19 protein-coding genes are annotated in these 21,026 nt (G+C 48.1%); 8 read left to right on the top strand and 11 right to left on the bottom strand.

The window, feature by feature from the left end:
* Positions 1-3: 3 nt before the first annotated feature.
* The 3 genes from L4C36_RS20470 to iolE all read right to left on the bottom strand — a co-directional run bounded on the left by L4C36_RS20470 (position 4) and on the right by iolE (position 4,197).
* A complete protein-coding gene (locus L4C36_RS20470) occupies positions 4-1,179 on the bottom strand; it encodes a Gfo/Idh/MocA family protein (protein WP_428479650.1) in 1,176 nt (391 codons plus the stop codon).
* A 129-nt stretch (positions 1,180-1,308) separates the two neighbouring features.
* On the bottom strand, positions 1,309-3,180 hold the full coding sequence (gene iolD, locus L4C36_RS20465; protein WP_428479649.1) for a 3D-(3,5/4)-trihydroxycyclohexane-1,2-dione acylhydrolase (decyclizing): 1,872 nt from the start codon (positions 3,178-3,180) through the stop codon (positions 1,309-1,311).
* Positions 3,181-3,303: 123 nt separating this feature from the next.
* Complete coding sequence (iolE, locus tag L4C36_RS20460; protein ID WP_428479648.1) at positions 3,304-4,197, bottom strand: myo-inosose-2 dehydratase; 894 nt, start codon at positions 4,195-4,197, stop codon at positions 3,304-3,306.
* A 575-nt stretch (positions 4,198-4,772) separates the two neighbouring features.
* On the opposite strand from iolE, the gene L4C36_RS20455 reads away from it, so the two are divergent.
* Positions 4,773-6,227 carry a sugar porter family MFS transporter gene (locus L4C36_RS20455; protein WP_428479647.1) on the top strand — a complete coding sequence of 485 codons (1,455 nt, stop codon included), beginning with the start codon at positions 4,773-4,775 and terminating at the stop codon, positions 6,225-6,227.
* Between the two features lie 124 nt (positions 6,228-6,351).
* Positions 6,352-7,236, top strand: a complete 885-nt coding sequence (locus L4C36_RS20450) for a LysR family transcriptional regulator (RefSeq protein ID WP_428479646.1) — start codon at positions 6,352-6,354, stop codon at positions 7,234-7,236.
* A gap of 196 nt (positions 7,237-7,432) precedes the next feature.
* On the opposite strand, the gene L4C36_RS20445 is transcribed toward L4C36_RS20450, so the two are convergent.
* The 4 genes from L4C36_RS20445 to L4C36_RS20430 all read right to left on the bottom strand — a co-directional run bounded on the left by L4C36_RS20445 (position 7,433) and on the right by L4C36_RS20430 (position 10,786).
* On the bottom strand, positions 7,433-7,795 hold the full coding sequence (locus L4C36_RS20445) for a hypothetical protein (RefSeq protein ID WP_428479645.1): 363 nt from the start codon (positions 7,793-7,795) through the stop codon (positions 7,433-7,435).
* A 392-nt stretch (positions 7,796-8,187) separates the two neighbouring features.
* A complete protein-coding gene (locus L4C36_RS20440) occupies positions 8,188-8,949 on the bottom strand; it encodes a sulfite exporter TauE/SafE family protein (protein ID WP_428479644.1) in 762 nt (253 codons plus the stop codon).
* Between the two features lie 5 nt (positions 8,950-8,954).
* Positions 8,955-9,842, bottom strand: a complete 888-nt coding sequence (locus L4C36_RS20435; RefSeq protein WP_428479643.1) for a sugar phosphate isomerase/epimerase family protein — start codon at positions 9,840-9,842, stop codon at positions 8,955-8,957.
* A 50-nt stretch (positions 9,843-9,892) separates the two neighbouring features.
* Positions 9,893-10,786, bottom strand: coding sequence for a TIM barrel protein (locus L4C36_RS20430; protein ID WP_428479642.1), 894 nt, complete (start codon positions 10,784-10,786; stop codon positions 9,893-9,895).
* 217 nt (positions 10,787-11,003) lie between these two features.
* Between L4C36_RS20430 and L4C36_RS20425 the strand changes: the two genes are divergently transcribed.
* From L4C36_RS20425 to L4C36_RS20415, 3 genes are read left to right on the top strand one after another with little or no spacing between them, the layout of a single operon-like run.
* Positions 11,004-12,218, top strand: coding sequence for an acetyl-CoA C-acetyltransferase (locus L4C36_RS20425; protein ID WP_428479641.1), 1,215 nt, complete (start codon positions 11,004-11,006; stop codon positions 12,216-12,218).
* Between the two features lie 14 nt (positions 12,219-12,232).
* On the top strand, positions 12,233-12,883 hold the full coding sequence (locus tag L4C36_RS20420; RefSeq protein ID WP_428479640.1) for a CoA transferase subunit A: 651 nt from the start codon (positions 12,233-12,235) through the stop codon (positions 12,881-12,883).
* 2 nt (positions 12,884-12,885) lie between these two features.
* On the top strand, positions 12,886-13,590 hold the full coding sequence (locus tag L4C36_RS20415; RefSeq protein ID WP_428479639.1) for a 3-oxoacid CoA-transferase subunit B: 705 nt from the start codon (positions 12,886-12,888) through the stop codon (positions 13,588-13,590).
* A 229-nt stretch (positions 13,591-13,819) separates the two neighbouring features.
* Here L4C36_RS20415 and phaC read toward each other — a convergent pair whose 3' ends face one another.
* From phaC to L4C36_RS20395, 4 genes are all read right to left on the bottom strand, one after another.
* Entirely contained in the window at positions 13,820-15,634 is a 1,815-nt protein-coding gene (gene phaC, locus L4C36_RS20410; RefSeq protein WP_428479638.1) for a class I poly(R)-hydroxyalkanoic acid synthase, read from the bottom strand.
* Positions 15,635-15,701: 67 nt separating this feature from the next.
* A complete protein-coding gene (locus tag L4C36_RS20405; protein WP_428479637.1) occupies positions 15,702-16,049 on the bottom strand; it encodes a phasin family protein in 348 nt (115 codons plus the stop codon).
* Between the two features lie 74 nt (positions 16,050-16,123).
* A complete protein-coding gene (locus tag L4C36_RS20400; protein ID WP_428479636.1) occupies positions 16,124-17,332 on the bottom strand; it encodes an acetyl-CoA C-acetyltransferase in 1,209 nt (402 codons plus the stop codon).
* 48 nt (positions 17,333-17,380) lie between these two features.
* On the bottom strand, positions 17,381-18,121 hold the full coding sequence (locus L4C36_RS20395) for an SDR family oxidoreductase (RefSeq protein WP_428479635.1): 741 nt from the start codon (positions 18,119-18,121) through the stop codon (positions 17,381-17,383).
* Between the two features lie 827 nt (positions 18,122-18,948).
* Between L4C36_RS20395 and L4C36_RS20390 the strand changes: the two genes are divergently transcribed.
* The 3 genes from L4C36_RS20390 to L4C36_RS20380 form a co-directional block, all read left to right on the top strand.
* Positions 18,949-19,905 (top strand): AAA family ATPase, encoded by a 957-nt coding sequence (locus tag L4C36_RS20390; protein ID WP_428479634.1) that lies wholly within the window; start codon positions 18,949-18,951, stop codon positions 19,903-19,905.
* The gene (locus tag L4C36_RS20385) at positions 19,902-20,885 is read left to right on the top strand and encodes a DUF58 domain-containing protein (RefSeq protein ID WP_428479633.1); all 984 of its coding nucleotides are present in this window, start codon (positions 19,902-19,904) and stop codon (positions 20,883-20,885) included. The genes L4C36_RS20390 and L4C36_RS20385 overlap by 4 nt, the downstream gene beginning before the upstream one ends.
* A partial coding sequence (locus tag L4C36_RS20380; RefSeq protein WP_428479656.1) for a DUF4381 domain-containing protein occupies positions 20,878-21,026 on the top strand: 149 nt, incomplete at its 3' end. The genes L4C36_RS20385 and L4C36_RS20380, both read left to right, overlap by 8 nt.

Here is a 21,026-nt window from a genome sequence, read left to right as displayed (position 1 = left end):
CTATTACTTGTACTCTACCCATGCTGCGTTTTGGTCAGCAGATTCAACACATTTCTCACACAAACGGACGCCTTCGATACCGGCATCAATGCCAGGGAACCAAATGCCTGCGAGTGCTTCTTGGTCATCACGGTTTGCCGCATCAAATGCCAATGCGAAACGGTGATACAGGTTAGCCCAAGACTCGAAGTAACCTTCTGCGTGGCCACCACCAACGCGGTTTGCCGCAACGCCTGCCGCATCTTGGTGTAGGTAACCCATGCCACGCTCTAGAATGCGTGATGCTTCGCCCTGCACTTCGTAACGCAATTGGTTAGGCTGCTCATCCCACCATTCGATAGACGCTTTTGAACCCACGATGCGAATTTTCTGCTGGTGCATAGAGCCCGCATTCACAGCCGATGCCCACAGCGTACCCACTGCACCGCCTTTGAATTCCATCATGACGTGCGCGTTATCTTCTAGCGGCGTACGGGATTTGATGAAGCTTTGACGCATGCAAGATAGACGGTCAACTTCTAGGCCTGTCATCACTTCGCATAAGTAGAAAGCGTGGGTACCGATGTCACCCAACACGTAAGTTGGACCAGATACTTGTGGGCTAACACGCCACTTTAGGCCTGGATCATTCTTTTCGTATTCTTCGTTGTGGAAGCCGTGAGCAAACTGCATGTTGATAACGCGAATGTCACCCAAGTCACCGCGCTGCACCATTTCACGTGCCTGCTGTACCATTGGGAAACCGGAGTAACCGTACATCACACCGATAACACGATTGTTTTGCGCCGCAATCACTTTCAGCTCTTCTGCTTCTTCAGTGGTAAACGTGATTGGCTTTTCACACACGACATGCAGCTTGGCTTCTAATGCCGCTTTACAGATTTCGTAGTGGGTCGAGTTGGGTGTGGCGATTGAAACCGCTTGAATACCGTCTTCACGCTGCGCTTCTGCTGCAAACATCTCTTTGTAACTGGCGTAGCAACGGTCGCCCGCAAGGCCTAGGTTGGTACCAAAGTCACGGCAACGATCGGCATCAAGATCAAAGGCACCGGCCACTAACTTGAATAGCCCGTCGCGCTGTGCCGCATTACGGTGTGAATAACCAATTTGGCTGCCACGGCCACCGCCGACCATTGCCCAGCGGATTGGTTGATCAAAATGGCGTTCTTCATTAAACATAGCTTTGCTCCTTGGCAGGTACCCCGGTGGGATGACGTAAGTAGGATGTACCGACATACCTGCATTGATTATTGGAAAATGAAATCGTTATATTTTTAAGCGGTTCATCGTGCGTCGATGGCGTAAGAATTAAACCCCACGGCGCTGGTGCACGCGGCCTTCTTCCCAGTCAGCCACTTTGGCAGCGGTCTCTTCGTTGCGCGTTACTTCTGGTAGACCAACCTCCCACCAGCAATCGCACTTCGACCATGCCATTGGCGATACTGGGTCAATGTCCACCACAATCACGTACGTGCGGTCCGCTTCTTTTGCACGGGCAAAGGCAGCATCAAACTCATTAATAGACGTCAGCTTTTCACTGATCGCACCTTGAGCTTCTGCATGCTTGGCGAAGTCAACTCGGGCAACCTCACCCGCTGGGCGGCGGCAGTCTGCTAATAGGTTGTTGAATGACTCGTTACCGGTATTGTTTTGCAGCTTATTAATCACCGCGAAACCACCGTTATCACACACCACCACAATCATCTTGTGGCCCGTCAACACAGACGAATAAATGTCTGAGTTTTGAATCATGTAAGATCCGTCACCCACTAGCACAACCACATCGTTGTCTGGGTTAGCGATTTTCGCTCCCCAACCACCGGCGATTTCATAACCCATGCAAGAGAAGCCGAACTCGATATCGAACTTACCGATTTGGTAGTTCTGCCAGTTCATCGCAAGCTCTGCGGGTAGACCGCCCGCTGCAGTCAGTACGGTGTCACCCGGCTGCATAGAGACGTTCAACTTACCAATCACTTCCGCGTAAGAAGACGTACCCGGTAGCAAGTCACCTTCTTGTGGGTGAGTGCGGCGTTGAACCAGTGCTTTCCACTCGTCTGCTTGGACTTTCGCGGTGTCAGCCCATTCTTGCGCTGCACACCAGTCACCGAGCAAACCAGATAGCTTGGTCATACAGGTGCGTGCATCACCCAGTACGGGGTAAGACATGTGCTTAACGGCATCGAATTTCGCGACGTTAATGCTGATCAATTTCATGTCTGGGTTCTTAAAGACAGTCCAAGAACCGGTAGTGAAATCTTGCAAACGTGTACCGATAGCCACCACGACATCCGCATGGGCTGCCATGTAGTTGGCAGAATCTGAACCCGTCACCCCGATAGGGCCGGCATTCAATGGGTTGTCTTGCAGCATGGTGGCGCGACCAGCAATGGTCTCAACCACTGGGATATTGTGTTTTGCTGCAAATGCCGCTAGTTCATCAGTCGCCAGTGAGTAGTGCACACCACCACCGGAAATGATAAGTGGACGTTCTGCTTTTTCTAGGATGGCTTTCGCTTCTTCCAGCACCACCATTTCAGGCTCTGGACGGCGAATGCGATGTAATTTTTCAGCAAAGAACACTTCTGGGTAGTCGTAAGCCACACCTTGAATATCTTGTGGTAAGCCGATGAAAACGGGGCCACAAGTCGCCGGATCAAGCATGGTATCCAATGCTTGCGGTAAGGTGTGCATCAACTGCGTAGGAGAAATAATGCGATCCCAGTAGCGTGTTAATGGCTTAAAGGTGTCGTTACAGGTCACAGACGGATCTTCAAAGTTTTCCGGCTGCTGTAAGACAGGGTCTGGTAGACGGCTGACGTACGCGTCACCCGAGATAAGAAGCAATGGCAAGCGGTTGGTATGGGCAATACCCGCGGCGGTCACCATGTTTGTTGCGCCTGGGCCAATCGAGCTGGTCGCAATACCAATACGCTGGCGTTTATTGGCCTTGGCGTAGGCAATGGCAGCGGTTGCCATCGACTGTTCATTCTGACCACGCCACGTCGGGATTTTGTCTTCAATATTTTTTAGCTGCTGACCAAAACAGGTCACATTACCATGGCCAAAAATACCGAAGGCGGCACCAAAGAGTTGTTCTTTCTTTCCATCAATTTCAATCATTTGTGCTGCAAGGTACTTTGCAAACGCTTCAGCAACAGTCAGGCGTACAGTATTCATTGTCTTCCTCGATTTCGATACCCGAAAAATGTGGCATCCCCGCCCTGGCAATCAATTAATCCATGCTGAGATTTAGCCAGTTAATGGGGAGTGGTTACACTCCCCACAGACAGAACGTAGTGCTTATAGGCCGTATTTTTCTGCGTAACCTGTGATGTTTGCATACGCAGTTTTTGCATAAGCCAGTGGATTCGCTTTCGCTGGGTCCTGCTCAGCTTCTACAAGTAACCACCCTTTGTAACCGCGCTCTTTCAGTGCTGCGAATACATCGTCGTAGTCCACATCGCCTGTACCAGGAACGGTGAATACACCATCAAGCACTGCGTTTAGGAAAGACTTGTCTGCGTCACGTGCTGCTTTCATTACGTCTAGACGTAGGTCTTTAAAGTGCATGTGACCGATGCGATGACCCCAACGCTTGATCATGGTCACTGGGTTACCACCACCGTAAGTGATGTGGCCTGTATCCAGTGTTAGGTGAACCGCGTCGCCGGTTAGCTCCATCAACAAGTTGATATCGTCTTCTGTTTCTACGATGGTGCCAACGTGGTGGTGGAAAGACAGCTTAATGCCGTGCTCATTCAGTAGGTAATCTGCCACTGTGGTTAGCTTGCCACAGTACATTTTCCACTCATCCATTGTCAGGATTACACGAGAAGACAATGGCTTAGTGATGTCGCCGTGAACCGTGTTGCTCACTTCACCAAACACCATTGCAGAACAACCTGCTGCTTTTAGGAGTTTGATGTGATCTTGCATTGCTGCGATTTCTTCTTCCGCCGTTAGCGTCATTAGGTTGCCGCTGTACCAGCCCGATGCCAGAACAAGACCGTGCTTTTCAAGTAGCGGAATCAATACTTCTGGTTGACGTGGGTATTTAGTCCCTAGCTCAGTCCCTGTAAAACCGGCTTCAGCCATTTCGCTCAAACATGTTTCCAATGGAATATCACCGCCAAGTTCTGGCATGTCATCGTTAGTCCAAGTTAGTGGGCTGATACCATATTTCACATTGCTCATTTTTTTATTCTCCATCGAATTGAAATAATTTTTCCGTATTAGGGCGATGAAATTTAATCAACCACCTTGCTATGCTTTTGTGACATTAACACGATGTATTTTTTAATCTTCATCCTTCGCTTCACTGGAAATCACTATACCCGAAAAAATCACTTTGAAAAATATTTTTCACCCAATGAAATCCATTGCAACAAACTGCATTGGAATGGAAAAAACCCAGTAAATACGYGGTCTCCAAGGGTTTCTTGAGCAAGATCACACTTATATTTAATCTAACTAAAACAATAGCTTGTGATAAATTAAGACAGTGATAAATATTTATCAAAAGTTGATTGAGCTAACATTTTTGAACAAATGGGCATTTAAACCGTAGCCGAAACGCCCTCTAAGACATATGATGCATACATCGCCAAATGAAAAAATATTTTCAAAGAAAAATATGACATATATAAATATTGGCGAACAACTAATAACCGACACCTATACCCTACAGTAATAGGCGTATCGGACAGCTACCCAACTCAAACTTATTCGATGGTTGAGCAAGAGACGGGGATCTCATCAAGGAGTAGAACATGTCATCCACCACAGCGGCTGCGTCCCGTAAATATAATTTCGCATACATTATTAGGATTTGTTGTATTGCGGCATTAGGCGGTATTTTATTAGGTTATGATACGGCAGTAATATCCGGCGCCATTGGTCCCATTCGTGATCACTTTAATCTAAGCCCTGCCCAGACAGGTTGGGCAGTATCCAGTGTGGTACTCGGCAGTATTCTTGGTGCTGTAAGCGCCGGTTGGTCGGCGTTGAAATATGGTCGCCGCAACACCCTCTTTATTGCGGCCATCCTCTTTATGATTTCCGCTATCGGCTCAGCCCTTGCCGACACGTTTACCTTCTATACTATTTTACGTATTGTCGGTGGTGTGGCCGTTGGTTTGGCGTGTGTGGTTTCCCCGATGTATATGTCTGAAGTCGCCCCGAAAGACTTCCGCGGCCGTGCTGTGAGTATGTTCCAGCAATCAGCCGTTATCGGACAAACCGGTGTGTTCTATGTTAACTACTTGATTGCTAAAGGCATGTCAGAAGAATGGTTAGTGGACATGGGATGGCGTTGGATGCTGGGTTCTGAAGTGATCCCTGCGGCACTCTTTGCTGGCTTACTTTTCCTTATCCCTGAGTCACCACGTTGGTTGGTACTGAAAGGTCAGATCGACAAAGCCAAAGACACCCTGTCGCAAATCTCTAACCCTGAACACGCAGACCGCGTCATCAAAGACATTCAAGACTCTCTCGTTGATGCTCGCGCGTCTAATGGTAAGAGCAAAATTAGCCTACGCTCTCCCCTGCTATTCGCTATCCTTGTTATCGGTACCTTTGTCGCGGCAGCCCAGCAGTTAACGGGTATCAACGTCATCATGTACTACACCCCCGAAATTCTTAAGCCAATCACAGGCAGTACTGAAAACGCCCTGTTCCAAACTACCTTCGTGGGTATCGTCTTCATCGCCGGTAACGGCTTGGGTATGTACCTGATTGATAAAGTCGGCCGCTTACCACTGATGAAATGGGGTACATTGGGCTGTGCATTGGGTATGACCATCGTTGGTTATGTGCTTTACACCCAAACTCAAGGTTACGCGGCGCTATTTGCTCTTTGCTTGTATGTGGTTTCTTACGCAACATCATGGGGTTGTGCATGCTGGACAATGATTTCTGAAATCTTCCCGAACAGCATCCGTTCACGTGCCATGGCTATCGCGGTCGGCGCACAGTGGTTCACTGGCTTCTTAGTCACTCAGCTATTCCCAATGCTGAATGAAAACGCCTACCTGAAAGAGAATTTCAACGGTGCCTTTAGCTTCTGGGTGTTCGCGGTACTGTCACTACTTTGTATGTTTGTTGTGGTTAAGTATGTACCTGAAACGAAAGGTGTCAGCCTTGAGAAGATGGAAGAAACCATGGCGAAGAAACTGGGTAAACATCTCCCAGAAAAACAACCAGAACCTGTTAAGGCGAATGCGTAAGTTGTCTTAAACGGTAAAAAAGCAGGTTTATCTTTCGATAAGCCTGCTTTTTCATTTTCTACCGGTCTTTATTTTTTCTGTGTCTCTCTTTTTTTGAACCACACGCTTTCCCGAGGACGTTGTTATGCTCGATAAAATGGCTTTTTTCGTTTATGTCATCCGCACTGGGTCTATTTCTGCGGCGGCGCGCCGATTCAATATTTCCGTGTCGGCAGGCAGCCGTTGGTTACAAGATTTAGAGCAGTCATTCGGGTTAACCTTATGCCGTCGTACCAACCGCCGTTTAACGGCGACTCCCGCTGGCCAGAAACTGATGGATGACTTCTCCCCTATGGTTGATAGCGCAGAGCAACTGTGTCGAAACCTGCAAGACTTTCAAGATCACAACAAAGGCCACCTTAACATTGCCTGCACGCCAGTATTTGCCAATCACTATTTGATGGCGAAGATCAGCACCTATTTGATAGAGCACCCTCACGTTACCTTTAACGTGAATGTCACCCCCTGGGCGCTCGACCACAGCAGTGAGGCGGATTTAATCATCAGTGCCAATGCATGTTATCAAGGCTATCAAGAGAAAGATCTCCATCTGGTACGCAGAGAACTAATGCAAAGCCCATTTATTCCCGTCGCCTCCCCTGCGTATTTATACCGCCGTTCAGCCCCGGAGGTGCCGACCGACCTCGCTCAACATCAATGTTTGTTTGCCACCACATTAACGGGCAGTAACGATTGGATTTTTGAAAAAAACGGCGAAACGCAGATGATAAAAGTGCCGAAATCACTGGAAATCAATGACAGTGACCTATTATTGCAAAGCGCGATTCAAGGGGCGGGCATTGCGTATTTACCGGCCTTCATTGTGGAACCGGCCTTGGCCGAACACCGCTTAGAGCGCGTATTGGAAGACTATGAAACCAGTATTTGGAGCTTAAACGTGTACTACCACCCACCAACAAAAGCCTCTGCCGTGGCGAGTCACTTTAAGAGTTTTTTGTTGGAGGCATAACACACGAAGCCTATAAAAATAGACATATAAAAAGAAGCAAACTGAAAATAACGAGAAAAACATGCTGCGCGATTAGAATTAAACGCAATCTATTTGAAAAAGTGGTACGGCTAATCAATAAACAAAAGTCAGCCCCAAATGGTTCAAAATTTCAGGGCTGGCTTCTCTGTTCGATAATCCCATTTCTTTTCGATTATCAAGAAATAGCTTTCGCCCTCAATTTCCTTACCGCCAGCCAGAATAACCCACCAGACACCATCAAATGGATCAACGGGATCAGCCTGCCCAACACCTGTGTCTCCATCCCCTCTTCACCGATAAACATTGCGTTGTACTCAGCCCCACACAGATGATGGCCTTGCAACGTTGATTGCCAAAGCAAAGGTCCCCAGAACCACATCACACCCGAGAACATCAAGCCTGCCGTCACGACATGCATGATGCGGGCTGTGTGAGACTGGGTAGACAAGATGCCCACCAGCGCGATTGTCACGAAAGGAATGCTATACAGCACTGAGGCGTAAAACCGCCCATCATCGCCTTGCGTACAAGTGCCCACTACGGCTCCCAGACAAATAACAACGCCATAAAGCACCATGGCCGTGATTGATAGAACACCCAACGCGTGATCTCCTTCTTTACTCTGCGTACAACGACGCGGTATTCACCGCATTCACCGCATTCACCGCAAGGATCCTATCAGCCAGACAAAGATCATTAATATTTTGTCATGATCCCTGCGATTCATCTCTCGTTCGCCATCTTTCGTTCGCTATGAAGGGGATAAAAAAAAGGGCCGGATATACGCCCCACACAGATGTGTAACACGTTATCCAGCCCAAACACGATGTGACTCGTTAGTATTGCGACAACATTCCTTTTCTTTCGTCTTGACGACGACAGGTTTCAACCCGCTATTCGATGATCAGTAAAGTCATTTAAAAGGCACATTTAAACGAAAGTACTGGCGGCCAAGCCATCGAAGAACAGCTTAATACCCGAGATAAACAAAAACAGGTAACACAAGCGGTACACCCCTGTCTGACTCACACGGTGTAACAACCAGACGCCCATGTATACGCCAACCGGCGCTAAAGGCATCAAGACCAACGCGGTCAATACGTTCGTTCGATCAAACTCACCCAGTAAGGTATACGGGATCAATTTGAACAGGTTGATAATGGCAAATAACACTGCCATGGTGGCAATCAACGTGACCTTTTGTAATTTCAATGGCAGAAGATAAATGCTGGCCGGCCCTCCGCCCGCATGAATCGCGGTACTGGAAAAGCCCCCTAATCCACTCCACCACCAGGCACTGATGCCACCCGGCTTTTTCGGTGCAGGATCACCTTGTTGAAACAGGTATTGCACACAAAACAGCAGTGACAATCCGCCGATCAGCAACTTCAATCCCGCCTCTGGCGTGACACTTAAAAATACCCCCGCAAGAAAGACACCCAGCAATGAGCCCGGTAACATCTGTTTCAAAATCGTATAATCAGCATGTCGATAATGCTGCTTTACGGCAAATGCATCCATCACGCATAAAATCGGTAGTAAAATCGCCGCAGCTTGCGTTGGCGACACGACCAATGCCATTAATGGCACGGCAATGATCCCCAACGCACCGCCTAAACCGCCTTTACCGATCCCATATATCAATACCGCAGGTACTGCCGTGATATAAAACCAAGGGTCAGTGACGAGCATTTACATTACACACCACACTCAGACAAATAAGCGCGGCTCTGCACCAAATCTCGCTTCACGTTTTCAGTGTTATACACCGGACGCTCTTGCTCAACCACCAGCCAGCCTTGGTAGTTAATCTGTTGCAGCAACGTCCAGATATCAGCCAACTTAATATTTCCTTGCCCTAATGGTCGCGTGAGCGCCTGACAATACGCCTGACTGATACCACAACGATCACGCAACGCGTTATGTAACTGCTGGGCATCAATGTCTTTCAGGTGAACATGCTCCAATCGCGCAGCATAGCGGCGGATCATGACATCGGGTTTCATGCCATCAATATATAAATGGCCGACATCCAGACACAGTCCTAACTTTTCAGCAGAGATTGCGCTCATCACGGCCGCAATCTCATCTTCAAAGGCCACATACCCGCCCGAACTTGGGTGCAATAACACACGAATGGCCTGTTTTTCTGCAACGGCAACCACCGCCAATATTGTCGCGATCATCGCCGCTTGTTTATCTTTACTTAAACGCGGTGCAATCACACCGTGTCCGATGTAAGCATCGCGAATCGCATTCGCGGTGTCCATGATCAGTAGCTTGTCGACGCCAATCGCAGCAAGGCGGCACACTTCTTTTTCTGCTTTCGCCACAATGCGGTCGTGCGCATCGGGATCGCTGAAATGTTCATGCAAATTACCCGCACAGGCTTTCAAGCCTCGGATTCTTAACGCACTTTTTAACACCTCGGGATCATCAGGGAAATAACCAATGGGGCCCAGTTCTATCCCTTCATATCCCGCTTCACGCGCTTCCACTAAAATGCGTCCCCAGCTTGGATTATTACTGAGTTCTGATGTTTCGACGCCCCAGCAACAAGGGGCACAAGCTACCTTTACATTCATGATTACTTCCTTAAATCAATCTACATCGAATTCGGTATGATCGGTTTGCGCTATAACGCCAACCCACTTTCAATCAAAAACTGGCGACTTTGTTTAATGTCTTGCAGTGTGGTGTCGGCATTACGCGGATCACGCTCTTGCTCTATGGTGATCCAACCATGATAGCCAATGCTAGACAGCGCTGCGGCAACCTGTTGATAGTCAATCGCCCCTTGCCCTAATGGGCACATCACGCCATCTGCGCAGGCTTGCCAGAAGCCAACTTGCTGTTCAATCGCCGCGTCTAATCGGGCTTTATTCACGTCTTTAAAATGGACATATTCAAGACGATCGGCATAGTCGATAAGGCTCTGTGCGGGATCCATACCGGCGTAATACAGGTGGCCGGTATCTAGGCATAACCCTACGTCACTGTGTGGCAGATCGTGTAATGCACGGTCGATTTCATCTTGATATTCGATATATCCGCCGGCATGCGGATGCACCACCGCACGTATTTTGTGCTGCTTGGCTATCGCGCTGATTTCGCGAATCGTATCCATCATGTGTATCCAATGTGGGGCATCAAGCCGTGGCGCACGATCAGACATGCCTGCAAATTGGCTACGGATGTCATTCACGCAATCAATCACGACTAATTTCTCACACCCGATATTTTCTAACAAACCACAAAGACGTTTGGTTTTATTGATGATTTCTTCGTAGTGGCGCGGATCTGACAAGGGCTCAAAAATCGTTCCTGCGCACACATCGAGCTCTTTGTGGAACAACGCGGTGTTGATCACATCGGCATCTAACGGCAGAAAACCGTATGGGCCAAGCTCTGTGCCGAAATAACCCGCCAAGCGCGTTTCGGTCAGTACTTTCATCCAATCTGGGTTGTGTGGATTATCTGATGATTCAACGCCCCAACAGCATGGCGCGCATGCAAGTATATAGCTCATGGTATTTATCCTTTCGTAGTAGAAACCCTGATCTGCTCATACTGCGGCAAACACGTAATACACCCAGAGTAGGTGGAAATGGACAGCGGTGACGTGACCTACCCCTCATCCTATTTTTGCATTTACGCAAATATGATTTGAAACATTGGCTATAACACTCTGACGATGGGGATCCGTAGACTGATTGCAACCTCGTTAATCAATTACAGGATGTAGTATGGAACCTGTTTATATCGTCGCCGCTAAACGTACGCCCATTGGTGCTTTCAATGGCGCACTGGCCCCTCTTTCTGCGCCGCAGCTCGGTGCAACCGCGATCAAAGCCGCATTGACCCAGTGCGAACTGTCGCCCGATTTCATCGATGAAGTCATTGCGGGTAACGTACTCAGCGCGGGCATCGGGATGGGGCCGGGCCGCCAAGCCGCTATCCTTGCAGGGATCCCAGAGACTGTTCCGGCATATACCCTGAATATGATCTGTGGCAGTGGCATGAAAACCGTGATGGATGGCGTAAGCCACATTCGTGCTGGCGAGGCTGATATTGTGGTGGCATGTGGGATGGAAAGCATGTCACAAGCTCCGTTCATTTCATCTAGCCAGCTTCGTCAAGGCGTGAAAATGGGCAATCAGATGCTGGAAGACAGCATCATTAAAGATGGCCTGACAGATGTGTTTAACCAATACCACATGGGAAACACAGCAGAAAACATCGCGGCGTTATACGACATTTCACGTGACGCGCAGGATGCGTATGCCGTTGCCAGCCAGCAAAAAGCCGCAGCAGCCATGCAATCTCACGGTTTTCAGACCGAGATTGAACCTGTCACCGTGGACTTTCGCCGTCAACAATACACCGTTGAACAAGATGAGTACCCGAAAGCAGATACCACCTTTGAAAAGCTGCAAGCCTTGCGCCCGGCATTCAATAAAGAAGGCAGCGTAACGGCCGGTAATGCGTCAGGCATTAACGATGGCGCCTCGGCCATTATCTTGGCGTCGGCAGCTGCCGTTGCGCGTCATAATTTGCATCCACTGGCTGAAATTGTCGCCTGTGGGCAAGCCGGAGTCTCCCCCAAAGTGATGGGATTGGGTCCGGTGCCCGCCATTGCTAATGCATTAGAGAAAACAAATCTCGCCCTCATAGACATTACGTGTCTTGAATTGAATGAAGCCTTTGCAGCGCAAGCCTTAGGCGTGATGAAAGGCTTGTGCGAACAACATGATGTTGATCCTAATTGGCTTGCCGCGCACACCAATGTCAATGGTGGGGCCATCGCTCTGGGTCATCCATTGGGTGCTTCTGGCAACCGTATTCTCACCAGTTTGATTTATGAAATGCACCGTGCTGGCCACGACTATGGCCTCGCTTCCCTGTGTATCGGGGGCGGCATGGGCACCGCAGTTATCCTTCGCCGTTGCGATTTTGCATAAAGGAGCCATCTTCCATGAAAAAACACATTTCTGCTCAAGATATTGCTGCGCTACTGCGTGATGATATGACCATTATGATTGGCGGCTTTATGGCCAATGGTGCCCCTGAAGGCTTGATTGATATCATCCTTGAATCTGGGGTGAAAAACCTGACCCTGATCAGCACCGATACCGGCACGCCTGAAACCGGATCCGGCCGCTTAATTCGTGCCAAACGTATTCGCAAGCTGTATGCGTCGCACATTGGTACCAACCCAGAGACAGGCGCACTCATGAATAGCGGCGAGCTCGAGGTGGAGTTAGTCCCCCAAGGCACGCTGGCCGAGCGCATCCGTGCCGCGGGCGCGGGCTTAGGCGGCGTGCTGACTCCGACGGGACTCGGTACACTGGTTGCAGAAGGCAAAGACGTGATCACCATTGATGGCAAAGACTTCTTATTGGAAAAACCACTGCGTGCTGACTTAGCCTTCATTCGTGGTTCGATTGTCGACCACAAAGGCAATGTGTTTTACAAGCGTACCACCCAGAACTTCAACCCAATGATGGCAACGGCCGCTGACATTGTGGTGGTTGAAGCGGAAAATCTCGTGAATACCGGTGACATTGAACCGGAATGCGTACATACCCCTAGCCTTTTCGTGAATCATATTTATCAAGGAGCCTAATCATGACTATCGTACGAGATAAACAACAAGTTCGCCGCATGATTGCTTGGCGTGTGGCGCAAGAACTCAACGACGGCGACGTGGTGAACTTGGGGATTGGCCTGCCTTCGCTTGTGGCGAACGAAACAAGTCGCGACATCGAAATTTTACTGCAATCTGAAAATGGTCTGATTGGGATTGGGGAGATGGCGACTGACGCCACCCGTGATCCTGATTTGGTGAATGCGGGTGGCCAGCCTATCACGGCAACCACCGGTGCATGCTATTTCAACAGTGCCGATTCGTTCACGATCATCCGTGGTGGTCACGTCGATGTGACCGTACTTGGCGCGTTGCAAGTGGATCAGCACGGCAATCTAGCCAACTGGATCATTCCAGGCAAAATGGTACCCGGTATGGGCGGCGCGATGGATCTCGTGGTTGGCGCGAAGAAAGTCATTGTTGCTATGGAGCACACCGTTAAAGGGCAGCCAAAGCTGTTAAAACAGTGTTCGCTACCACTGACGGCGGCCAATCAGGTCGATTTAATCATCACCGAATTTGGTGTAATTGAGATTACCCCGAAAGGCATGATGCTGATTGAACTCGCCCCCGGTGTCACGTTGGATGAGATTCAAGCGGTTACCGAGGCGGATCTGATCATATCTCCGCAATTAACGGCGATGCCAATCCCTGCGGATCTGTTTGCCACCAGTTCGGCAGCTTAGCACCGACCAAGTCAGAATGACGACGCTATATTGATCCCCATTTATTCTAGACAGACAGCCAGTTGACCCCATCAACTGGCTGTTTTCATCTTTTTCATTATTACCCCGCCCCGTTGTTAGATTGCTATCTTGCCGTTCCCTTTTGCTTAAAACACAGGCATAAAAAAACCAGTGCTCAGCACTGGTTTTTGAGTCGCTATATCAACATGACAGCGAGTGGAGAAAACGGTTAGTTAACCGCTTTTTCCTTTTTGTCGCTCATCGCGTTAGACACTTCAATAGGCAATTTCTGCAGAACATAATCACCCGGTGCATTGGCTCTCACAGGGAATTGTTCGCTCCCCGCTTGACGTGGTTCAACTTGTTCCTCGGTTTCAAACCCAGCTAACCAGTTGTCCCAATGCCCCCACCATGAACCTTCTTGACGCTTCGCGCCATCCAGCCATGCATCAGGGTCCGTAACGGCTTTGTCGTTCGTCCAGAAGCCATATTTATTCTTCGTTGGATGGTTAACAATCCCTGCAATATGTCCAGATTCACCCAATACAAACGTCGATTTACCCCCCAGGGTCTTCGCGCCGCGGTATGTACCTTGCCATAGAGCAATATGATCTTCTTGGGTAGAAATAAAGTAAGTCGGGATTTTGATCTTCTTCAGATCAATATACACGCCATTTATTTTGTAGCCTTTCGGATCAATCAGACGGTTTTCCAAATAGAATTGACGCAATAAGGTGCTATGACATGCCACGGCCACATTGGTACTATCACCATTCCAGTACAACAGATCGAAATCAATTGGGCTGTTACCTTTCAGGTAATTATTGATGTAGTAGTTCCAATACAGGCTGTTTTCACGCAGAAGGCTAAACGTCACACTGAGTGAACGCCCATCCATGTACCCTTTTGCTTCATTTTGTGCTTCAATCGCCGAAATGATCGGGTCATTGATGTAAGCACCGATTTCCCCTGGTTGAGAGAAATCCAACAACGTCGTGAAGAACGTGGCTGACTTAATACGGCTGCGCATGCGCTTCGCCGACTTATAAGCCAACGTAATGGCAAGCAGCGTACCACCAATGCAATAACCCGCTGCATTGATTTGCTTCTCGCCAGTCACTTCTTCAATCACGTCAACGGCTTTTACCACACCGTCTACCACGTAGTCATCAAAGTCGATGTCAAACATGCTGGCATCTGGATTTCGCCACGACATCATAAATACCGTATGCCCTTGCTCTACCAGCCAGCGCACCATGGAGTTCTTCTCACGAAGATCCAAGATATAATATTTATTAATGAAGGGCGGCACGATCAACAATGGCGTCGCATTGACTTTTTCAGTCGTCGGTTTGTATTGAATCAGCTCAAACAGGTGGTTTTTGTAAACCACATCGCCCGGCGTATTCGCCACGTTTTCACCCAGATGGAAAGCACCGTCATTGGTCATGCGAATTTTAAGTACGTCGGCACTGGATTGAATATCCTGCTGAAGTAACTCCATTCCCTTAACCAAGTTCTGGCCGTTACTTTCCACAGTCAACTTCGCTAACTCTGGGTTAGTGGTGACAAAGTTCGTTGGAGACAGTGCGTTAATCGCTTGACGTGAAAAGAAGCTCAAACGTTCTTTCGCATTATCATCGATTCCATCAATAGAATCGATCGTGTCTTTCATTGTATTACTGAATAGCAAATATGATTGCTTGATATAATTGTAAAACGCCTCATTTTCCCAAGCAGGGTCCATGAAGCGCTTATCATCTTTCTCAGGCTTAATTAATGCATCACCGTCACCATTATTCATCGTGACGTTCTGCCAAATCTTTAATTGGTTATCCCACCAGTCCATTTGCACTTTCGCAAGCACAGCAGGCTGTGTTGCGGCTTTTTCTAATAGCTTCGTTGTATCTTCAAAGCTAAGTTCGTTCAGTGCTTTATTTAGGGGACTGTTGATGGCTGCCTTGCCGGAATCCAGCTCCTTCCACCACATTTGGTTCATTTCATGGAGCTTGGCAAAGTAGTCCGAAAAGAAGTTATGGTTCATTACAATGACCTCTATATTAGGACTAATAAAGCCGCCCCAATACTGGGACGGCTCTGTGGTCATGTCATTAAGCTGGAGTTACTTGGTTTACATTTTCTGCAACAAGCTCTTCAACTTCAGTTTTAAACGTCTGTGCAACTGCTGAGAATTTATTGCTGTCATCGATAAGCTGCTGAGAAAGCTTAGTCAATGTTTCAAGCTGCTGGCTGTTGAACTCAGCAAAAGACTGTACATCTTTTACTTCGCTCACGGCTTTCAGCTGAGATAGACCTAGGTCAGTGTAAGCACGAACTGCAGCAAGTTGTAGCTCAGTTAGCTCTTCTACATTCTTAGTGAATAGCTTGTTGAATTTCACATAAGGTGCCAGAGATTTTTCTGTTTGCTCAGAGAAAGACTTGAACATATCCGTATACATAGCTTTTTCCTTCATAGTAAGTAATTTTTTCTGTGTGCCTGCATTATTCAATATCAGGCACAATACTGGTTTAATTAAACGCGTTTCAAAACAACTGCTGTACCCATGCCGCCACCTACACATAAGGTAGCTAGGCCGTGCTCTGTACCACGACGGCGCATTTCATGAAGCAGGCTCACCAAAATACGGTTGCCTGATGCACCCAATGGGTGACCAAGGGCGATCGCGCCACCGTTTACGTTTGAGCGTTCCGCAAGGTCTTCAACCTTCACGTTTAGCTCATCCGCTAATTCATGCAATACACCCAATGCTTGTCCTGCAAAGGCTTCATTAAATTCAAACAAGCCGACAGAATCGAGTGACAAGTTCGCTTTATCAAGAGCTTTAACAACCGCAGGAACCGGACCTAAGCCCATAATTTCAGGGGCAACACCTGCTTGTGCATAGCTTTCAACTTCTGCAAGTGGTGTCAGACCATATTTAGCAACGGCTGCTTCAGAGGCAACAATGATGGCACTCGCACCGTCGTTAATGCCTGATGCATTACCGGCAGTTACTGAACCGCCTTCACGCTTAAAGGCTGGACGCAATTTCGCTAACCCTTCAATGCTCGCATCGGCTTTTGGATATTCATCAGTATCCACAACGCTTGTTTGACGACGTACTGTCACTTCTACAGGTGCGATTTCCTCAGCAAATTTACCCTGCTCAATCGCAGCAACGGCTTTTTGCTGGCTCGCCAGTGCAAAGTTATCTTGCTGTTCACGGGTCAGGCCTACTTTTTCGACCACGTTTTCCGCCGTCACACCCATGTGGTAGTTGTTGAAGACATCCGTCAAACCATCAGCAACCAACAAGTCAGTCAGTTCTAGGTTACCCATTTTTTGCCCGTCACGAATGGCAGACGACGCGCAGAATGGAATTTGAGACATGTTTTCCGCACCCGCAGCCACAACAAGGTCTGCATCGCCTGCTTTAATGTGTGCTGCCGCATCCATAACGGCTTTCATGCCTGAACCACACACCATATTTAGGCTGTAAGCGGGTACTTCTTGTGGGATACCTGCATAAATCGCGGCTTGACGACCTGGGCCCATTCCTTGACCGGCACCAACAACGTTCCCCAGAATTACTTCATCAAGATTGGTCGGATCAATTTTGGCTTCTTCCAGTGCCGCTTTGATTGCGACAGCAGCAAGTTGTGCAGCCGGCACGGATTTCAATGCACCGTTAAAGCTACCCAGAGGCGTACGTTTTGCAGCAACAATATATACTTTGGTCATGATTACTTGCGTCCTTTCACTATCACTTAATTAATTCAATGTGCAGAATTAGTGCATGTACAAACCGCCATTCACTGACAATGTTTCGCCAGTGATGTAGGCTGCTGCGTCGCTTGCTAAGAATGTAACGGCTGCTGCCACTTCCGCTGGTGCAGCAAGGCGTTTCATTGGAATTTCGGCTTTAATGCTATCAAGGACTTCTGGCTTGATGGCTTCAACCATTGGCGTGCCAGTGTAACCAGGGGCAATCGCGTTCACAGTAACACCAGAACGTGCACCTTCTGCTGCTAAGGCTTTGGTGAAACCAATCATGCCCGCTTTCGCTGCAGAATAGTTGGCTTGACCAAACTGGCCTTTCAGACCGTTTACTGACGTGATATTGATGATTCGCGCATTACCACGCTCACACATTGCGGCGAAAAGTGGCTGTGTCACATTAAATAGACTATTGAGGTTGGTGGAAATAACGTCATCCCACTGCTCTTTCGTCATACGTTTAAAGGTTGTGTCACGTGTGATCCCTGCATTGTTGACCAACACGTCAATGTTACCTTCTTCCTGCAATAATGTTGCCAGCGCTTCTTGGCAGTAAGCGGTATCTGTAACATCTAATGGGAAAAGACGAACCTGATCTTCTGAATAATTATTCTCTTTAAACCATTCCTTTGCTTTGGCTTCACCATTTGGATAATACGTTGCAATAACGCGAAACCCTGCGTCAACCAATCCTTTGGTAATCGACGAACCAATACCACCCTTCGCACCAGTTACTAATGCATTTTTACTCATTTCAGAAGACTCCATTTCATCGCGATAACGACCTTGATTCTCATTAACAATAACTTAGCAAGACATTGCTGTGAAAATCACTAACCAACATGAACGTTTATTCAGTTCACATGTTTCTTTAATTTGCATCCTAGCTAGCTATAAAGACACTTTAGTGACTGTTGCATTGCATAAATATTATAAGAACACATGCACATATTAATATCAACACAAAGCATTCATGGTCATACCAATATTCCTGAATAGAATCACACTTACAGTTTGAAACAGGTTTAATCTTTAATTGTGTCAATATTGTTGTTTTTCACTGTGCGCTAACCGAATACCTTGTTAATACCTAAAAATCATATAGATAGCTTAAAATGCGTACAATCAATGACAGAAATGATCTCCCTTGGTTACTGCAATCTGGGTCGTTATGCAGCAGTAAAAGACAGGATAAATTGAGGCGTATAGGAGGTGATTGAGGCGTATTATTGGGGGATATCAGACTAACGAATGTTCTAAAATGTGACACGGTAAACACAAATATGCGCTATTGAAACATACAAAACATGCACCATCGTCTAAAAAACAACCAGACAGGCTACCATTGATCGCAGAAGAGGAACTTAACCCTTTAGATTCAGTCTCACAGACCATATAGCTAACGTATCTCAATCACTTACACTTAAGAGATAATCGCTATATACCCAAGCAACTTCAGACGCCGATGAATAGGCGTTATATGCTCAACATAAATGCGATCACTCATTATTGATGCACATAGCTTGAGGTAGCTTGGGTATATTGTTTCTGACTGTTTTATTAAAGGACACATTCCATCCATGTTGACATCTACATTCCAACGCCTTCAGACATACCTGAATTCTCAGGTTATTGGTCAGCCTGATCTTGTTAAACAGTTAATGATTGCCTTACTGGCAGATGGGCATATTCTGGTTGAAGGCCCTCCCGGTCTGGCAAAAACCCGTGCCGTCAAAGTGCTTTCAGATTGTATTGAAGGACAATTTCACCGCATTCAATTTACCCCCGACCTGCTACCCGCCGATTTAACCGGTACTGATATTTATCGCCCTGAAACCGGCGAGTTTATCTTTCAACAAGGCCCTATTTTTAATGCCCTGCTACTGGCCGATGAAATTAACCGCGCCCCAGCCAAAGTACAGGCTGCAATGTTAGAAGCCATGGCTGAAAAGCAAATCACGGCCGGTAAAAAAACCTACCCGCTGCCTGATTTGTTCTTGGTGATGGCGACACAGAACCCGATAGAGCAAGAAGGGACTTACCCACTGCCAGAAGCCCAACTTGACCGTTTCTTATTGCAGTTGAATGTGAACTACCCGAATGCGGCCAGTGAACTGGACATTTTGCGTCTAAACCGCGGTGAAGCCCTGGGTGTCGCACCGACCGAGTCAGTCCACATAAGCCAGCAAGATATTTTCACCGCCCGCAAAGAAGTGCTGACGATTCATATGGCGGACGATGTCGAGCAATACATTATTCGTTTAATCATGGCGACACGTGAACCAAACCGTTACAGCGAACAATTAGCTGGTTGGTTACAAATGGGCGTCAGCCCGCGTGCTACCTTGGCCTTAGACCGCTGTGCCCGTGCTCATGCGTGGATCTCTGGGCGTGATTATGTGACCCCGGAAGACGTACAAGCCATGGCATACCCTGTATTGCGCCATCGCCTGCTTCGTAGCTATGAAGCACAGGCTGAAGGTATCGCGGCCGATACGATTGTTGAACACTTGATTGCACAGGTGGCTTGCGCATGACAACACACACACCGACCCCAGCACTGCCTTTACACAGTGATGGTGTCAATTTGTGTCTGGCTGAGCTGTTACAATACAAAAATCAATCCGTGCGCTGGCTTCCGCCAGCGCAAAGCGTTTGGTCGCAGCTGAATGGTCAGCATCAAAGTCGCCGTAAAGGTCGGGGCATGAACTTCTCCGAAGTGCGTCCCTACCAACCGGGGGATGACATTCGCGCCATCGATTGGCGTGTCACGGCCCGTACAGGAAAAACCCACACCAAGTTGTTCACTGAAGAACGCGAACAGCCCGTTATGTTGTTGATCGACCTTAATGCAAGCATGTGTTTTGGCTCTCAGTTGCTGTTGAAATCTGTTCAAGCGGCACATTTTGCCAGCTTACTCAGTTGGCTTGCGGTCAGTGAGAAGGATCGCATTGGGGCCATTATCTACGATGGGCATCAGCTGGTGGATTGCAAGCCAACAGGACGCCAACAAGGTCCGCTCAGTGTCATTAATGCAATGATTGCCGCTCACCAGCGTGTCAGTGAAAATGCCTTACAAGCACCAACATCACTGCTGCCGTTTTCAGATGCCTTGAAACACCTTCACCACCTTTGTCCCAAAGGCAGTGAAATTGTCATTCTGAGTGATTTTTACCAGTTAACGGATTCAGACCAACGTCGGCTAAGCCAACTCCGGCAGCATAATCGCATCCAGTTTGTGCATGTTTATGACCCTCTGGAGCGTGGTCAAACGACCTTCAACGGTATCGAATACGTAACCGATAACCAGCAAGCAACCTGGCTCGACTTTTCCGCGGCACGTACCCGTGAAGGTTTAAACCAGCAATACCACGCGCATCAGCAGTTCTTGCAAGCACTCTGCAAGCGGTTAGCCATTCCATTACATCTGCTTTCCGCCGCGCAACCGCTCATGCAGCAACTGGGCTTTAGTGCATCGCAACATCGTTCATCGCAAGAGGGAGGGTTCAATGGCTAATCCATCAACCACACCGTTATTGCCGCTGGCTGACATTCACCTCCCTGAAGCCCCTGGTTTTTGGCCTCTGGCTTGGGGATGGTGGGGCATGAGCGTTATCGTGCTGTTAGCCGTTGCCTTTTTGGCGTTCACGTACTGGCA

Origin of the sequence: Photobacterium japonica (assembly GCF_050337005.1) — a bacterium.
In the GTDB taxonomy this organism is placed as follows: domain Bacteria; phylum Pseudomonadota; class Gammaproteobacteria; order Enterobacterales; family Vibrionaceae; genus Photobacterium; species Photobacterium japonica.
This window is presented reverse-complemented; position numbering and strand designations above follow the sequence as displayed.

Coding starts and splice junctions, on each gene's coding strand:
- L4C36_RS20470 (WP_428479650.1), bottom strand. CDS start 1,179: ATGTTTAATGAAGAACGCCATTTTGATCAACCAATCCGCTGGGCAATG.
- iolD (WP_428479649.1), bottom strand. CDS start 3,180: ATGAATACTGTACGCCTGACTGTTGCTGAAGCGTTTGCAAAGTACCTT.
- iolE (WP_428479648.1), bottom strand. CDS start 4,197: ATGAGCAATGTGAAATATGGTATCAGCCCACTAACTTGGACTAACGAT.
- L4C36_RS20455 (WP_428479647.1), top strand. CDS start 4,773: ATGTCATCCACCACAGCGGCTGCGTCCCGTAAATATAATTTCGCATAC.
- L4C36_RS20450 (WP_428479646.1), top strand. CDS start 6,352: ATGCTCGATAAAATGGCTTTTTTCGTTTATGTCATCCGCACTGGGTCT.
- L4C36_RS20440 (WP_428479644.1), bottom strand. CDS start 8,949: ATGCTCGTCACTGACCCTTGGTTTTATATCACGGCAGTACCTGCGGTA.
- L4C36_RS20435 (WP_428479643.1), bottom strand. CDS start 9,842: ATGAATGTAAAGGTAGCTTGTGCCCCTTGTTGCTGGGGCGTCGAAACA.
- L4C36_RS20430 (WP_428479642.1), bottom strand. CDS start 10,786: ATGAGCTATATACTTGCATGCGCGCCATGCTGTTGGGGCGTTGAATCA.
- L4C36_RS20425 (WP_428479641.1), top strand. CDS start 11,004: ATGGAACCTGTTTATATCGTCGCCGCTAAACGTACGCCCATTGGTGCT.
- L4C36_RS20420 (WP_428479640.1), top strand. CDS start 12,233: ATGAAAAAACACATTTCTGCTCAAGATATTGCTGCGCTACTGCGTGAT.
- L4C36_RS20415 (WP_428479639.1), top strand. CDS start 12,886: ATGACTATCGTACGAGATAAACAACAAGTTCGCCGCATGATTGCTTGG.
- phaC (WP_428479638.1), bottom strand. CDS start 15,634: ATGAACCATAACTTCTTTTCGGACTACTTTGCCAAGCTCCATGAAATG.
- L4C36_RS20405 (WP_428479637.1), bottom strand. CDS start 16,049: ATGTATACGGATATGTTCAAGTCTTTCTCTGAGCAAACAGAAAAATCT.
- L4C36_RS20400 (WP_428479636.1), bottom strand. CDS start 17,332: ATGACCAAAGTATATATTGTTGCTGCAAAACGTACGCCTCTGGGTAGC.
- L4C36_RS20395 (WP_428479635.1), bottom strand. CDS start 18,121: ATGAGTAAAAATGCATTAGTAACTGGTGCGAAGGGTGGTATTGGTTCG.
- L4C36_RS20390 (WP_428479634.1), top strand. CDS start 18,949: ATGTTGACATCTACATTCCAACGCCTTCAGACATACCTGAATTCTCAG.
- L4C36_RS20385 (WP_428479633.1), top strand. CDS start 19,902: ATGACAACACACACACCGACCCCAGCACTGCCTTTACACAGTGATGGT.